This window comes from Flavobacterium sp. PLA-DH12 (assembly GCF_059511845.1).
Genome location: NZ_JCAMPD010000014.1, coordinates 23908 through 37920, shown reverse-complemented (window position 1 = coordinate 37920; position 14013 = coordinate 23908). Strand labels below are relative to the sequence as shown.

General features: G+C 32.9%; 17 protein-coding genes and 2 tRNA genes. 10 read left to right on the top strand and 9 right to left on the bottom strand.

The window, feature by feature from the left end; genetic code table 11:
* The first annotated feature begins 142 nt into the window (after positions 1-142).
* The 3 genes from AC5ZCW_RS21230 to AC5ZCW_RS21220 all read left to right on the top strand — a co-directional run bounded on the left by AC5ZCW_RS21230 (position 143) and on the right by AC5ZCW_RS21220 (position 873).
* Positions 143-215 (top strand) — tRNA-Gly (locus tag AC5ZCW_RS21230).
* A 15-nt stretch (positions 216-230) separates the two neighbouring features.
* Positions 231-316, top strand: a tRNA-Leu gene (locus AC5ZCW_RS21225).
* A 173-nt stretch (positions 317-489) separates the two neighbouring features.
* The gene (locus tag AC5ZCW_RS21220; protein ID WP_496121622.1) at positions 490-873 is read left to right on the top strand and encodes a DUF1508 domain-containing protein; all 384 of its coding nucleotides are present in this window, start codon (positions 490-492) and stop codon (positions 871-873) included.
* A 124-nt stretch (positions 874-997) separates the two neighbouring features.
* On the opposite strand, the gene AC5ZCW_RS21215 is transcribed toward AC5ZCW_RS21220, so the two are convergent.
* Positions 998-1213: a PG1828 family lipoprotein gene (locus AC5ZCW_RS21215; RefSeq protein ID WP_008467260.1), complete on the bottom strand. Its 216-nt coding sequence runs from the start codon at positions 1211-1213 to the stop codon at positions 998-1000.
* Between the two features lie 317 nt (positions 1214-1530).
* Complete coding sequence (locus AC5ZCW_RS21210; protein ID WP_343543051.1) at positions 1531-2760, bottom strand: 3-deoxy-D-manno-octulosonic acid transferase; 1230 nt, start codon at positions 2758-2760, stop codon at positions 1531-1533.
* 136 nt (positions 2761-2896) lie between these two features.
* Here AC5ZCW_RS21210 and AC5ZCW_RS21205 point away from each other — a divergent pair, with 136 nt between their 5' ends.
* From AC5ZCW_RS21205 to AC5ZCW_RS21180, 6 genes are all read left to right on the top strand, one after another.
* Entirely contained in the window at positions 2897-4030 is a 1134-nt protein-coding gene (locus AC5ZCW_RS21205; RefSeq protein ID WP_496121620.1) for a DegT/DnrJ/EryC1/StrS family aminotransferase, read from the top strand.
* Between the two features lie 2 nt (positions 4031-4032).
* Positions 4033-4473 carry a nuclear transport factor 2 family protein gene (locus AC5ZCW_RS21200; protein ID WP_496121619.1) on the top strand — a complete coding sequence of 147 codons (441 nt, stop codon included), beginning with the start codon at positions 4033-4035 and terminating at the stop codon, positions 4471-4473.
* Positions 4474-4488: 15 nt separating this feature from the next.
* On the top strand, positions 4489-5505 hold the full coding sequence (gene galE, locus AC5ZCW_RS21195) for a UDP-glucose 4-epimerase GalE (protein WP_177210867.1): 1017 nt from the start codon (positions 4489-4491) through the stop codon (positions 5503-5505).
* Between the two features lie 79 nt (positions 5506-5584).
* Positions 5585-6490: a DMT family transporter gene (locus tag AC5ZCW_RS21190; RefSeq protein ID WP_496121618.1), complete on the top strand. Its 906-nt coding sequence runs from the start codon at positions 5585-5587 to the stop codon at positions 6488-6490.
* A gap of 50 nt (positions 6491-6540) precedes the next feature.
* A complete protein-coding gene (locus AC5ZCW_RS21185; RefSeq protein WP_496121617.1) occupies positions 6541-6738 on the top strand; it encodes a hypothetical protein in 198 nt (65 codons plus the stop codon).
* Complete coding sequence (locus tag AC5ZCW_RS21180) at positions 6726-7043, top strand: hypothetical protein (RefSeq protein ID WP_496121616.1); 318 nt, start codon at positions 6726-6728, stop codon at positions 7041-7043. The genes AC5ZCW_RS21185 and AC5ZCW_RS21180 overlap by 13 nt, the downstream gene beginning before the upstream one ends.
* Before the next feature lie 95 nt (positions 7044-7138).
* Here the strand turns inward: AC5ZCW_RS21180 and fabD are convergent, their stop codons facing one another.
* Both fabD and AC5ZCW_RS21170 read right to left on the bottom strand, forming a co-directional pair.
* On the bottom strand, positions 7139-8011 hold the full coding sequence (gene fabD, locus AC5ZCW_RS21175) for an ACP S-malonyltransferase (RefSeq protein WP_343543040.1): 873 nt from the start codon (positions 8009-8011) through the stop codon (positions 7139-7141).
* Positions 8012-8082: 71 nt separating this feature from the next.
* Positions 8083-8445 (bottom strand): DUF983 domain-containing protein, encoded by a 363-nt coding sequence (locus AC5ZCW_RS21170; protein ID WP_281631213.1) that lies wholly within the window; start codon positions 8443-8445, stop codon positions 8083-8085.
* A gap of 96 nt (positions 8446-8541) precedes the next feature.
* Here AC5ZCW_RS21170 and AC5ZCW_RS21165 point away from each other — a divergent pair, with 96 nt between their 5' ends.
* On the top strand, positions 8542-9405 hold the full coding sequence (locus AC5ZCW_RS21165) for a helix-turn-helix domain-containing protein (RefSeq protein ID WP_496121615.1): 864 nt from the start codon (positions 8542-8544) through the stop codon (positions 9403-9405).
* Positions 9406-9630: 225 nt separating this feature from the next.
* On the opposite strand, the gene AC5ZCW_RS21160 is transcribed toward AC5ZCW_RS21165, so the two are convergent.
* The 5 genes from AC5ZCW_RS21160 to AC5ZCW_RS21140 all read right to left on the bottom strand — a co-directional run bounded on the left by AC5ZCW_RS21160 (position 9631) and on the right by AC5ZCW_RS21140 (position 13916).
* Positions 9631-10164 (bottom strand): YceI family protein, encoded by a 534-nt coding sequence (locus AC5ZCW_RS21160; RefSeq protein ID WP_177210862.1) that lies wholly within the window; start codon positions 10162-10164, stop codon positions 9631-9633.
* A gap of 279 nt (positions 10165-10443) precedes the next feature.
* Positions 10444-10674 carry a (4Fe-4S)-binding protein gene (locus tag AC5ZCW_RS21155; RefSeq protein ID WP_281631216.1) on the bottom strand — a complete coding sequence of 77 codons (231 nt, stop codon included), beginning with the start codon at positions 10672-10674 and terminating at the stop codon, positions 10444-10446.
* A gap of 165 nt (positions 10675-10839) precedes the next feature.
* Complete coding sequence (locus tag AC5ZCW_RS21150; RefSeq protein WP_149208427.1) at positions 10840-11556, bottom strand: pirin family protein; 717 nt, start codon at positions 11554-11556, stop codon at positions 10840-10842.
* 512 nt (positions 11557-12068) lie between these two features.
* Entirely contained in the window at positions 12069-12428 is a 360-nt protein-coding gene (locus AC5ZCW_RS21145; protein WP_496121614.1) for a hypothetical protein, read from the bottom strand.
* A 6-nt stretch (positions 12429-12434) separates the two neighbouring features.
* Positions 12435-13916, bottom strand: a complete 1482-nt coding sequence (locus tag AC5ZCW_RS21140) for a helix-turn-helix domain-containing protein (RefSeq protein ID WP_496121613.1) — start codon at positions 13914-13916, stop codon at positions 12435-12437.
* Positions 13917-14013: the final 97 nt, after the last annotated feature.

Genomic DNA, 14013 nt, shown 5'->3' with positions numbered 1-14013 from the left:
TTTAAACTTTAGGTTATCAGAAAGTTATAAAATAAGTGGATTTTTTTTTGAAAAAACGCTTGTGTAATTGAATAAATGTCCTAAATTTGCACTCGCAATACGAAACAAAACAAGTGTTGCGGTTCTTAATAAATTTGAAAATGCGAAAATAGCTCAGTTGGTAGAGCGCGACCTTGCCAAGGTCGAGGTCGCGGGTTCGAGCCCCGTTTTTCGCTCTAAAACCATACAATGCTCGGATGGTGAAATTGGTAGACACGCTGGACTTAAAATCCAGTGAACAGCAATGTTCGTGCGGGTTCAAGTCCCGCTCTGAGTACTAAAGCCTCTTCTTTTGAAGAGGCTTTTTTTATTTGCAGACTTGCAGAAGATAAATTTACGTAGTAAATTTATGAGAATCTCAGAATCTCAGAATCTCAGAATCTCAGAATCTCAGAATCTCAGAATCTCAGAATCTAAAAAAATCAACAATCTAATATCTAAAATTTATAAATGGGTGCTTTTGTAATTAGCAAGCGATTTAATGATGAATATAAGTTTACGTTTACTTCTCGAAAAGGGAAAGTTATTTTTACAAGTTTGAGTTATGAGTTGAGGTTTGAATGTGAAGAAGATATTGAGAAGTTTAAAGCAAATGTAGAACTTGCGAAATTCTTGAAGTTTAAAGGCTCTGGAGGGAAGTATTTTTTTAAATTGATGTTGGGTGATGTCCATTTTGCTACAAGTCGAAAATACAGTACGGAACTGCTTTTGCAGAAAGGGATAAAAGAAATTGTGACATATTCTTCTAGGTCGGAAATTTTGGACTTCTCTTCGAGTGAGTCGATTTTTGGAGATGATGAGGTTGAAGAAGAAATGGAAGAGGCGGCTGAATAAATAAAAAAAAAGCGTTCATGATTTGTGAACGCTTTTTTTATTGCTTGTAGATTAATGGAAAAATTAATCACAAAAAAAAACCATCTAAAAGATGGTTTTAAAATCGTTAGAATTTAGGTTCTAATTATTTTTTTACTTCTTCTACTTTAGCAGCAGCAGAATCAACTTTAGCAGCAGCAGAATCAACAGTTGCAGCAGCAGAATCAACAACAGCAGCAGCTGAATCAACAGCAACAGCAGTAGAATCTACAGCAGGAGCTTCAGCAGCAGCGTCAGCTTTTTTACAAGATACAACAGTTAATACAGCAACAACAGCTAAACTTAAAAATACTTTTTTCATCTTACTTTATTATAAAAGGTTAATTATTAATTCGTGGCAAAGATATAAATTTTTTAATATGTAAAATATTTTTTCACTTTTTTTTTAAAATATTTTCCTTACTCACGTTTATCTTATTTATCAAAGAATATGCCAAAATTATAAATTTTTCTTAAATTATCTAATTTCTCGTCTAAATTATTTTTTGTTGAATAATCTTTATGAAAATCAGCTATTTAGTTTCTCAGATTTAGGGTTTGTTTTGTTTTTTAAGAATATTTAAGCAAGATCTTTTTACTTATTTTTTCAAATTTAACAACCTTTGACAAATCAAAAGGTTACGAGATGCGTTTTATAATCGTTTCGGTGGCTCCTTTATTATCTTGAATAAACACTTTGCAGATCTTGCTTTTTTCTTCTAGAAAGTTTTTATCATTCAATAATTGATCAAAAACTGCTTTAAGTTCTGCGTTTGTCGATATTGTTAAGCAGCCGCCAATTTCAACTAAAGCGACAGCTTCTGCAAAATTCGAATAGTTTGGCCCAATTACAATTGGAATTCCAAAAGTAGCAGGTTCTAATATATTATGTATTCCTGGGTTTCCAAATCCGCCTCCTACGTATGCGATCGTTCCATAGCTGTAAATCTTAGTCAAAATGCCAATTGTATCTATTATAAGAACATTATAATTAGATAAATCTTTATTTTCTTTTTCTGAGAATAAAATGGTTGGTTTTGTGATTTTCGATAATAGATCTGAAATTTGATCTGGCTTAATATTATGTGGAGCAATAATGAATTTTACATTTTCAGGAGCTTGATTGATGTACTCAGCAATTAATACTTCGTCTTTTGGCCATGAGCTTCCAACGACAATTGTGGGTTGGTTATTTTTGAAATTCTCTACAAAATCTAAGCGATTGTCTCTTTCTAAAATAGCATTTACACGATCAAAACGGGTGTCGCCAGAAACAATTACATTTTTAAAACCAAGTGATTCTATTTTTTGTTTGGAGCTTTCATTCTGAACAAAAAAATAGGTGAATGCATTCAATGCTTTTCGGTAAAAACCGCCATACCATTTAAAAAACATTTGATTGTCTCTGAAAATTCCTGAAATTAAATAAGTCGGAGTTTCGTTTTTTTCTAATTCCTTTAAATAGTTTAGCCAGAATTCGTATTTAATAAAAAATGCAAATTCAGGATGAACTAGTTTTAAAAATCTCTTTGCATTGCTTTTAGTATCAAGCGGTAAATAAATGGTCACATCGGCAACTGTGTTATTTTTACGCACTTCGTATCCAGATGGTGAAAAAAAGGTTACAATAATTTTATGAGAAGGGTATTTTTCTTTGATTTTTTCGATTACCGGAAGACCTTGTTCATACTCGCCCAATGAAGCAGAATGAAACCAGATTGTTTTGTCGCTTGCTTTAATTTTTTCTTCTAAAATTGAAAATACATTTTTTCGCCCTTCAACAAAAAGCTTAATTTTCGGACTAAATAGCGCTATGATTTTTAAGAAAAATCCTGCGATGTAAATGGTTAGATTGTATAAAAAAAGCATGTAATTTTTTTTGCAGCTAAATTACATTTCTTTCGACTATTTTCATTGGTTTGAAGCTATTAATAACTATTTTTGTTCCTCCTTTTAGAGATTTCTGTTAAAAATAGAGTCTTTAATTTTTAAATATTATTCGAAAATGAAAAAAATACAAATGGTTGACTTAAAAAGTCAATACGAGAAAATAAAATCTACTGTAGATGCTTCAATCCAAGAAGTTTTAGATACAAATACTTATATCAACGGACCTTTAGTTCATCAGTTTCAAAAGAATCTTGAAGATTATTTGGGTGCAAAACACGTTATTCCTTGTGCTAACGGTACAGATGCGTTGCAGATTGCCATGATGGGATTAGATCTGAAGCCAGGAGACGAAGTTATTACTGCCGATTTTACTTTTGCAGCAACTGTTGAAGTTATTGCATTGTTGCAATTGACTCCAGTTTTGGTTGATGTTGATTTGCATAATATGAACATCGATATCGAAGTGGTTAAAAAAGCAATTACACCAAAAACAAAAGCAATTGTTCCGGTTCATTTATTTGGACGTGCAGCTAATATGAATGCAATTATGGAAATTGCTAAAGAACATAATTTATATGTAATCGAAGATAACGCACAAGCAATTGGTGCAGATTATATTTCTAAATCTGGATCAAAAGTGAAAGTAGGTACAATTGGGCACGTTGCGGCAACTTCATTCTTTCCTTCTAAAAATTTAGGTTGTTATGGAGATGGAGGAGCAATTTTTACAAATGATGATAAACTAGCTCACATCATCCGCGGAATTGTAAACCACGGAATGTATGAGCGTTACCATCACGATGTTGTAGGAGTGAATTCTCGTTTGGATAGTATTCAAGCAGGGGTTTTAAATGCTAAATTACCGTTGTTAGATGAATATAATGCAGCGCGTCGTTTGGCGGCAACAAAATACAATGCAGCTTTTGCTGGAAATGCAAAAATTATCACTCCAGATTTTGATGTAAACGAGAATGATCACGTTTTTCATCAATACGTTTTAAGAATTTTAGACACAGACAGAAATGCTTTAATGCAATATTTATTAGATAAAGGAATTCCATGTGCAATTTATTATCCAATTCCATTGCATTCTCAAAAAGCATATTTAGATCCTCGTTATAAAGAGGAGCAATTTCCGGTTACAAACCAGTTAGTGCAGGAAGTAATTGCTTTACCAATGCACACAGAACTTGACGACGAACAAATTAAATTTATTACCGATTCTGTTTTAGAATTTTTGAATAAATAAAGATGAGAAAAGGTAGTCTTTTAATTTTAATGATTTTTCTTCAGTTTTCGGTTTTGGCTCAAAAAACGAATTCTAAAGAAGAGAATGCTGTCAGCAGTCAAGTTGAAATTTTGCGTCAGGCAATGATTGAAGCTGATGGAGCGAAATTGAAAGCGCTAACTTCTGACAAATTAAATTATGTCCACTCAAATGGTAATTTTCAAAACCAAGCTGAATTTATAGAAGGAATCGTAAGTGGAAAATCTGATTTTGTTTCGATCGATTTTCAGAATCAAACTATAACTATTCAGAATGATGTTGCCATAGTTCGACATGTTTTATCGGCTCATACCAAAGACGATGGAATAGATCGAGACATTAAAATAGGAATAATGCTCGTGTGGCAGAAACAAAAAGGCAAATGGGTTTTAATTGCTAGACAAGCTTATAAATTAACTACATAAAACAACCACGAAAAAATGAAAGTATTAGTAACAGGAGGATTAGGATTTATCGGTTCTCACACTGTAGTCGAATTACAAAATGAAGGCTTCGAAGTTGTGATCATTGATAATCTTTCTAATTCTTCAGAAGATGTTTTAAAAGGAATTACCGCTATTACAGGAAAAACGCCTTTATTCGAGAAAATTGATTTAAGAGAGAAAAGTGCCGTTCGGGATTTTTTTAAAAAACATAATGATGTTACTGGTGTCATTCATTTTGCTGCTTCAAAAGCTGTTGGTGAAAGTGTTGAACAGCCTTTGTTGTATTACGAAAACAACATTAGCAGTTTAGTTTATCTTTTACAAGAATTACAGCAAAAACCTGAAGCAAGTTTTATTTTTAGTTCTTCTTGTACAGTTTACGGTCAAGCTGAAAAGATGCCAATTACAGAAGATGCTCCAGTTCAGGCAGCGATGTCTCCGTACGGAAACACCAAACAGATTGGAGAAGAAATTATTACAGATACAGCTAAAGTTACCAACATCAGCGCTATTTTATTGCGTTACTTTAATCCAGTAGGAGCACACGAATCTGTTGAAATTGGAGAATTGCCATTAGGAGTTCCTCAAAATTTGGTTCCGTTTATTACACAAACTGGAGTAGGATTGCGTCAGGAATTATCGGTTTTTGGGAATGACTATCCAACACCAGACGGAACTGCTGTTCGTGATTACATTCACGTCGTAGATTTAGCAAAAGCACACGTAATTGCTTTACAGCGTTTGTTAAACAAAAAGAACTTGGCAAAAGTAGAAACCTTTAATTTAGGAACAGGAAAAGGAAGTTCTGTTCTAGAGGTCATTCATAGTTTTGAAAAAGTCAGCGGTAAAAAACTGCCTTACAAGATGATGCCTCGTCGTGAAGGTGATATTACTGAAGCTTATGCAAATACAGATAAGGCAAATAATGTCTTAGGATGGAAAGCTGAACTAAGTTTAGACGAAGCAATGGCAAGTGCTTGGAAATGGGAACAAAAAGTGAGGAATAAGTAGTTTTTTAAATAAAATTATAAATTTTTAAGATCCCAGATTATAGCAATATAGTTTGGGATTTTTTATTAACTGACATTTTATGAAACAGAATTTAGATTATAAATTAATTATAGCCCTTGCTGCTGTTGGAATCGTTTGGGGCACAACATTTTTAGGAATTAAGGTGGCAGTTGAAACGATCCCGCCTTGGTTTGTAACTTCAATTCGTCAGGGATTGGCGGGATTGATTATGATGACGATTTTATTATTCAAAAAAGAATTAGAATGGATTGGTTGGCAGAATTTCAAACAACAGCTTATTGCTTCGGTTTTAATGCTTGTAATTGCAAATGGTTTTACAACAATTGCAGAGCAGAATATCCCAAGCGGACTAGCATCGGTCATAAATGCGCTGACTCCAATTCTTATTTTCTTGGGTAGTATTATGTTTGGATTGCAAAAAATGAGTTTAAAGGGATTTACAGGAGTGATTATTGGGTTTTCTGGTGTAGTTTTTATTTTTAAAGATGGACTTGTATCGTTTTTAGATGCTAATTATAGAACAGGAATGATGTTTATGGGATTTGCAATTTTGGCTTGGGCAGCAGGGACAATTTATACCAAAACGCATGCTAATAAATCGAAAAATATAACCCTTAATTTGTTTTATCAATTTACAATCTCATCTTGTATCCAGTTAGTTTTGGCTTCGATTTTTTCACCAAATCCTGACTTTACTTCGTGGAGTTCAAGAAGTATTTTTGCAGCTTTGTATTTATCAATCTTTGGATCTGTGATTGCTTTCTTCTGTTATAATTATGCTTTAAAACATGTTACAGCAGTTCAGGTTTCTATTTTGTCCTATATCAATACTATAATTGCAGTTTTTCTAGGTTGGTTGCTTTTGGATGAAGTAATTACAATTGATTTTATTATTGCTACAGCTCTCATTATTCTTGGAGTTTTTATTGTGAATTACAAAAAGAAGGAGAAGAAAGCTGTATAAATTTTGATTCAATTTATTTTGTAAATTTGTAAGATTAAAATGTAGGAATAATGAATTCGGATAAAGAAAATAAAAAGAATAACAAGGTCGAAGAGCCAAGAGTAGAATACGAAGCTCAAAAAACTAAATTTAAAGGTATAGATCATGAAACTTTTGATTTTGATGCTGAATTTGCAAAAGGATTAACACCCGAGGAGTTTAAAGCTGAAATGTCTAAAAGAATAAAAGCTTATCCTTGGAAAAAATAATTTTTGAAAATAGCGTTCTAGAATATTTTGATAATTTAGTTTTTGTTCTTTTTGAAAAAGAGTATTTCGGGTTCGTTGAGTCAGCCCAAATTTATATCAACAAAATAGTAGATTATATTAAATCAAATATATCAACCTTTCCACCCAGCAAAACTCCAGATTCTCTCCGTTATCTAGGTTCAAATTATATTTTCTATAAAACTAGCTCAAGAACAACTTGGTATATATTTTTTGAAAAGAGTAATCAAAATTATCTGATTACTGGAATTCTAAATAATTGTGCTGAAGAAGCAAAGGAATTATAAAATAAAATCCTCATAAACTTTTCAAAGTATATGAGGATTTATTGTTTTTATACAGTTAACAACTGAAAACTATCACTGTGACTGAATACTAAAAATTAAGCGTTAGCAACAGCAGCTTCTTTATCAATTTTATTAATCAAACCAGTTAATACTTTTCCAGGACCAACTTCAGTAAACAAAGTAGCGCCGTCAGCGATCATTTGCTGTACAGATTGTGTCCATCTTACAGGAGCAGTCAATTGAATGATTAAGTTCTTTTTAATTTCATTTGCATCAGAAACAGCATTTGCAGTTACGTTTTGATATACTGGGCAAATAGGAGTAGAGAAAGTTGTCGCTTCAATTGCAGCTGCCAATTCTTCTCTCGCTGGTTCCATCATCGGAGAGTGGAAAGCACCACCAACAGGTAATATTAAAGCACGTTTTGCTCCAGCCACTTTCATTGCTTCGCAAGCTTTTTCAACAGCAGTAGTTTCTCCAGAAATTACTAATTGTCCTGGGCAGTTATAATTTGCTGCAACCACAACTCCATCAATAGAAGCGCAAACTTCTTCAACAACATTATCAGCTAAACCTAAAACAGCAGCCATTGTAGATGGAGTGATTTCGCATGCTTTTTGCATTGCAAGAGCACGTTGAGAAACCAATTTTAAGCCATCTTCAAAAGACAAAGTTCCGTTTGCTACCAAAGCTGAAAATTCTCCTAAAGAGTGTCCTGCAACCATTTCCGGTTTGAAATCTTCTAAAGTTTTAGCTAAAATAACAGAGTGTAAAAATACAGCTGGTTGTGTTACTTTAGTTTCTTTTAGTTCTTCGGCAGTGCCTTCAAACATGATATCTGTAATTCTGAAACCTAATATTTCATTAGCTTTTTCGAATAATTCTTTGGCTAAAGCCGAATTTTCATAAAGGTCTTTACCCATTCCTGTGAATTGTGCACCTTGACCTGGAAATACGTATGCTTTCATTTGTCTAATTTGTTTTTTATTTTTTTGGAATTGAAAATTAGCTTCAATTGAAAGGCAAAAATAATACTTTTTTATTTCGTATAATCCTTAAACATGTAAATCCATGCTAATCGTGAAAATCGTAGATTGAAAGAAGTGAGCAAAGTGATCACAACAGCAATAATTGGAATGATTCGTAAATCGAAATTTTTCTCAAAGAAAAACTGAGCAATACAATACGTTGCAATTCCTTGAGCTACTGTTAATCCGTAATTTACGTACATAGCTCCAAAAAAATAACCCGGCTCTTTTTGGAATTTATAGTTGCAATGACTGCAGTATTCGTTCATTTTTGGAAGACCAAAAGTCAGAAAAATATTTTTGTCTGTAAAGACTTTTCCTTTATGACAAACAGGACATTCGTTGCTTAAAATATGAGTTAGTGCATTTGACATGACTTTGATGTTTTTTATTTGTACAAAGGTAATTTGGAGTAGAATGAAAGTCTTTTTAGTATCTTCGCTTATTATAGCACAATAAAGACATTTTTTATGAAACGATATCCCATTTATAGCGTCCAGAATTTTAGCTGTAACGATATTCACCGTGATTTTTATGTCAATACTTTTACGGAACATTTAAAGAATCACAGTTTTGTCGAAGAACCGCATCGTCATGATTCGTATTTAATGGTTTTTTTTACAAAAGGTTCAGGATTGCATGAAGTCGATTTTGACCAATTCGAAATCAAAAGAGGAAGCCTTTTTGTGCTACAGCCTGGACAAATGCATCATTGGAATTTATCTAAAGACGTTCAGGGTTTTGTAATTATCTTTTCACAGGAATTGTACAATCTGTATTTCGGACAGAAAAAAATTAACGACTACAATTTTTATCATTCTATTCAAAACCGGCCAGAAATGGTTTTTGAAGAAAAAGAAATCCCGAAAATCCAGCCTTATTTCGATTTACTGATTCAGGAAAATAACCAAGACAATAAATATCAATTAGATAAATTATTGAATTTACTAGACTGCATTCACATCGAAGTAGCAAGAAAATATGGAGAAACCTATTCGCACCAAACGCATTCATACAATATCAAAATTAACAGGTTCGAATCGCTTTTAGAAGAATATTTTAGAACCGAGAAACTGCCTTCGTTTTATGCAGAAAAATTAAATATAACGCTGAAACATTTAAACCGAATCTGCAATGAAATCCTTCAAAAAACCGCTACAGACGTAATCACTGACAGAGTAATTCTGGAAATAAAAAGAATGTTGATTGATAAGCAATTAGCTGTAAACGAAGTTGCCTTTAAAGTAGGTTACGAAGATTATTCCTATTTCTCTCGATTCTTCAAAAAACAAACAGGAATGTCGCCGACTGAATTTAGAAACACAGTACGATGAATTTTGAGGTCTTCCAATAATTACACGAATTTCCACGAATTATTTTTTAGCCACAGATTAAAAAGATTATCTGGATTTCTAATCTGTGGAAATCCTTTAAATCTGTGGCAAAATTTCGGCTTTAAGAGAAAAAATTTGTGGAAATTCGTGTAATTTGAGGCAAACAAAAAGCCCTGCAAAATGCAGAGCTTCAATAACCAACCAATTAAATCCGAGAATGCTTAATTAGGCTTGTTTTACAAATTGTAATTCAATGTTTAAACGAACTTCTTCACCAACCAAAACACCACCTGTTTCAAGAGCTGAGTTCCAGTTTAAACCCCAATCTTTACGATTAATTTTTCCTTCTATGCTTAAACCTACTTTTGTATTTCCCCAAGGATCAGTCATGATTCCACTAAATTCAACTGGGAATTTTACTGTTTTAGAAACACCTTTGATGTTTAAATCTCCAGTTAATTCAAATTCACCATCATTGATTTTTTTGAAAGAAGAAGATTTGAAAGTTAATTTTGGATGATTCTCAGCGTCAAAGAAATCACCGCTTCTTAAATGTCCGTCACGATCTGCATTTGCAGTATCTACTGAAGCGATATCAGCAGAAAAACTGAAATCTGCATTATCAAAACTATCTCCTTCTGTGATTGCAGAAGCTTCATAAGTTCCAAATTTTCCTGAAACATTTGTAAACATCATGTGTTTAACTTTAAAACCAATTTCTGAGTGAGTTGGGTCAATTGACCATTTTGTAGTTGCCATAATTTTATTTTTTAAATATTTTAAATAATTAATTTCATTTTGATAGGACAAAGTTACGGTAACAGTTGTCCTGAAGCACTTAATCTAGATTAAGAAATAAAAAATGTGATGATTTTGCCACAGATTACACAGGATAGAGGGTTAAAAAGTATATTGAAACGAATTGTACGAATTACCACGAAATAAATTGAATCAAAATTTGTGAAAATTTGCGCAATTTGTGGCAAAAAAAATCAGTTTAATCCTTTTAATCTGTGGCAAAAAAACTGTGCGAAAAGCTTAACTTTTATTATTCATGTAAAAGCTCAACGCTCCGGAAGGGCACTTATTAACTGTCGAAATTATTTTCTCAGTTGTAGATTTTTCTGGAGTAATCCAAGGTTTTTCTTTTGGACGAAAGACATCTGGATTGTTTTTGACACAATTTGTCGAATGAATACATTTTCCAGATTGCCATACAATCGTAACTTCTCCGTTTGTATATTCTTTAATGAGGTTGTTTGGATTCATGGTTTAAAATTTTAAGGATGAATTTAATTTTAAAGTCAGACCAATTTTCTTATTTATAAAGTTAGTCTTTCTTTTTTTAAATTGAACAAAAAAAGAAACGATAATAGTCTGATTTACAGATTTATTATCGTTTCAAGGTACAGGTATTAATTGTTTTTGTTTGAATTAATAATTCATCGGAATGTCCATTAATAAAAATTCAGCGTCTGTATTGGCTTTAATATTCAACGTATCAGTTCCTGAAATTCCAACTGCATCACGAGTGTTCAATTCCTGACCGTTGATTGTAACATTTCCTTTTAAAACGAAAGCATAAACTCCGTTTCCTTCTTTTTTGATTTTATATTCAGTTGCAGTTCCTGCATCAAAATTTCCCATGTTGAACCACGCATCTTGGTGAATCCAAACTCCTTCGTCATCGGCATTTGGAGATAAAACCTGAGCTAATTTATTATGTCTGTCGGCAACATTTAAAGTAATTTGCTGGTAACGCGGGGTAACGTTTCTTTTGTTTGGAAACAACCAAATCTGCAATAATTTAGTCTGCTGATCTGCATTTGGGTTAAACTCACTATGCTGAATTCCAGTTCCAGCACTCATAACCTGAATGTCACCGTTTTTAATAACTTCAGTATTTCCCATGCTGTCTTTGTGAGCCAAATCACCTTCTAACGGAATCGTAATAATTTCCATATTATCATGAGGGTGAGTTCCAAATCCCATTCCGGCTGCAATCGTATCATCGTTCAAAACACGAAGTGCTCCAAACTGAATTCTATCTGGATTGTACCAGCTTGCAAAACTAAAACTATGATAAGCATTTAACCATCCGTGATTTGCATTTCCTCTTGTGTCTGCTTTGTGCAATACTATATTTTCCATGATTTTGTCTTTTATTGATTTTGATAGTACAAAGATACAGCCGATGTAAACGAAAAGCACTTAATGTAGATTAAGAAAAGATTCTGAGGCTCTAAGATGCTAAGTTTCTAAGTTTTTTTCTGAAGCAGATATTTTTGTTTTCAAAAGACGTTTAGTCCCGCTATCCGTTGCAATCTTTTGTGGTGAACCCCACCACAAAAGGATTTCCACTTCTATCGGGGCTATGTGAGAAGTTTTATTTTTATAAGAAGGTTCAAAGGTGCGAAGTTGCAGAGGTTTAAAGGTTCTACCTCAAAGTAACCACACGGTTTGTCATTTCGACGAAGGAGAAATCTTCGCAAGTAACTCTACAAAGATTGGATTTTTTTTATTATATAGCTTCAAATTAATCATACGGTTTGTCATCCTGAGGAACGAAGGATCACACGAGAAATTCCGCCTGCATACTCGCAAATCTTTGTCGACTTTCGAGTATGATCCTTCGTTTCTCAGGATGACAAGAATGCGCTGAATTACTTAATCCTAATCAATTTTCCTTTCCCAACCACTTCATCAAGATAATTTGTAGAAGAGCTTTTTTTATCATGCATGAAAAAAGGAATAGTATCTTTTTCGATTTGATCTTTAGCAATACTTATAACTAAATCGGTATTGATGAAATTATCCAATACTATTTTGTTGCCATAAGAAACTTTTCCTTTTGGCAGATATTTGTTATCAAAGGCAAAAATGCTGTCCTTAAAAGTAATTTTATCTTTTTGAATATAAGTATTGTTCTCTTCAATCAAGTAATTGTAACGGCCAATAAGCTTGTCTGTTTTCTGAGTAAAATTAATTAAAAGCAGTGTCGTTATTAAGGCAAAATATTTCATGGCATTCTAACTATATTGATTCATAAACTGCTGTACAACAGCATCGGTATTCTCATGGCTTTTTTTTCTTTCTAGAACAATTGGCGGCGCCGCTCTTTCTAGACAATCTTTTACAGCACAGGTTTCGCAAGTTACACCAACAATTCGTTTCACCAAAGGTTTTCCGTCAATGACCTTGAATTTCTTTTTCATTGTTGGATTAATCAAAATGCCGACAGAAATACTTCGAATGGTATCATGTAAAAAAGGATCTTTTGTGGCCGATGAAAATACTAAATATTCATTTCCGCTATTAGCATAACTCGAAATTTGAGCATCAAAAAAATGAGATTTATTTTGTTTAATGGCTTCATCAATCGTTTTAACCGAAACCCATCTTCGGCAATAATGCTCATTGGCTTCGTTGGCATGGGGTTCCTGCTGATGTGTAATGTGTAATTCCTTATTTATTTGGTAAATGTCAGAATCTACGCGATGTGATAATCTTAAAAAGAATAAGTTTTTCAGCTGAAAATCTTTCGGTAACAAATTGGTCAATCTTTGGTAAAACGATTCAGGTGAAACTTCAAAACTTTCAATTAATTGAACAAATTCTTCTGGTTTCGGATTTTCATTTTCTAAAAACGAATTGATTTTGTCAACAACTAATTTTCTAGGCAATAATAAAGCGCCGGCAAAATAAGAAGCGTAAAAATTATGCAAAACCTGATCGAAATTTTCAAACTTAATCCAGCTGAAAGTCAGTAAGCGATCTGATATTTTTAAGTAATTATAAGCAATTTCTTTGGCTAAAATAAATGCTTTCTGCGGAGCGTCAAGTTCTGTGGAAAGCAATAATGTTTTGCTTTTCGGAACATAAATTGAACGCAAATCGCCCAATGCTTCCTGATCTGTAAAAGCGATTTCTTTAATGTTGTATTCGTATTCCTCTTTTAAAATCGCTTCCAGTTCTTCAATGCTGATTTTAGAATCCAAATTGATTTGAAATGACTTCGAAAATGCAATTACTTTTTCTTCTAAATCTTCAAAATAATTACTGTGTGCTTCCTGATACGAGCGCAAAGCGGCTAAAAAGAAACTTTCGCGGCTTAAATTATAGTGCTGTGCAATTTCGATAATCGTACTAATAAAGGCATTGACTTTTGCAGGAGCATTAGCAATAATATCAATTAAATCGGCTTCCTGAATTCCGAAAAGTTCCAACGGAATCTCTTTTAAAATACCTGATTTCAAGATTTCGCCAATAGGAGCGAGGTTATTATCGAGTTTTAAAGACACCATTTGGTCGTAAGTCACGTCCAAATGTTCGCAGAGCAGTAGAATTTTATCTGTTTTTGGATATTTTTTTCCCTTTTCAATTTCGTTTAAATACGATTTTGAAAGATTTGTCAATTTGGCCAAGCCAAAAAGAGACAGATTTTTTTGCGTTCTGACTTGCTTCAATTTTAGTCCGAAGATCAGCTTTATATAGTCTTTTTCGATATCCATGAACCAAATATAGGTATTCTAAAAATAATCGCCAAAAAATTATTTTTCATTTTTAGCGAACGTTCGCTTGTTTTGTAAAAAACTTTTTTCTAATATT

Coding starts and splice junctions, on each gene's coding strand:
- AC5ZCW_RS21210 (WP_343543051.1), bottom strand. CDS start 2,760: ATGCTTTTTTTATACAATCTAACCATTTACATCGCAGGATTTTTCTTA.
- galE (WP_177210867.1), top strand. CDS start 4,489: ATGAAAGTATTAGTAACAGGAGGATTAGGATTTATCGGTTCTCACACT.
- AC5ZCW_RS21145 (WP_496121614.1), bottom strand. CDS start 12,428: ATGAAATATTTTGCCTTAATAACGACACTGCTTTTAATTAATTTTACT.
- AC5ZCW_RS21165 (WP_496121615.1), top strand. CDS start 8,542: ATGAAACGATATCCCATTTATAGCGTCCAGAATTTTAGCTGTAACGAT.
- AC5ZCW_RS21185 (WP_496121617.1), top strand. CDS start 6,541: ATGAATTCGGATAAAGAAAATAAAAAGAATAACAAGGTCGAAGAGCCA.
- AC5ZCW_RS21155 (WP_281631216.1), bottom strand. CDS start 10,674: ATGAATCCAAACAACCTCATTAAAGAATATACAAACGGAGAAGTTACG.
- AC5ZCW_RS21200 (WP_496121619.1), top strand. CDS start 4,033: ATGAGAAAAGGTAGTCTTTTAATTTTAATGATTTTTCTTCAGTTTTCG.
- AC5ZCW_RS21170 (WP_281631213.1), bottom strand. CDS start 8,445: ATGTCAAATGCACTAACTCATATTTTAAGCAACGAATGTCCTGTTTGT.
- AC5ZCW_RS21205 (WP_496121620.1), top strand. CDS start 2,897: ATGAAAAAAATACAAATGGTTGACTTAAAAAGTCAATACGAGAAAATA.
- AC5ZCW_RS21220 (WP_496121622.1), top strand. CDS start 490: ATGGGTGCTTTTGTAATTAGCAAGCGATTTAATGATGAATATAAGTTT.
- fabD (WP_343543040.1), bottom strand. CDS start 8,011: ATGAAAGCATACGTATTTCCAGGTCAAGGTGCACAATTCACAGGAATG.
- AC5ZCW_RS21190 (WP_496121618.1), top strand. CDS start 5,585: ATGAAACAGAATTTAGATTATAAATTAATTATAGCCCTTGCTGCTGTT.
- AC5ZCW_RS21140 (WP_496121613.1), bottom strand. CDS start 13,916: ATGGATATCGAAAAAGACTATATAAAGCTGATCTTCGGACTAAAATTG.
- AC5ZCW_RS21150 (WP_149208427.1), bottom strand. CDS start 11,556: ATGGAAAATATAGTATTGCACAAAGCAGACACAAGAGGAAATGCAAAT.
- AC5ZCW_RS21160 (WP_177210862.1), bottom strand. CDS start 10,164: ATGGCAACTACAAAATGGTCAATTGACCCAACTCACTCAGAAATTGGT.
- AC5ZCW_RS21215 (WP_008467260.1), bottom strand. CDS start 1,213: ATGAAAAAAGTATTTTTAAGTTTAGCTGTTGTTGCTGTATTAACTGTT.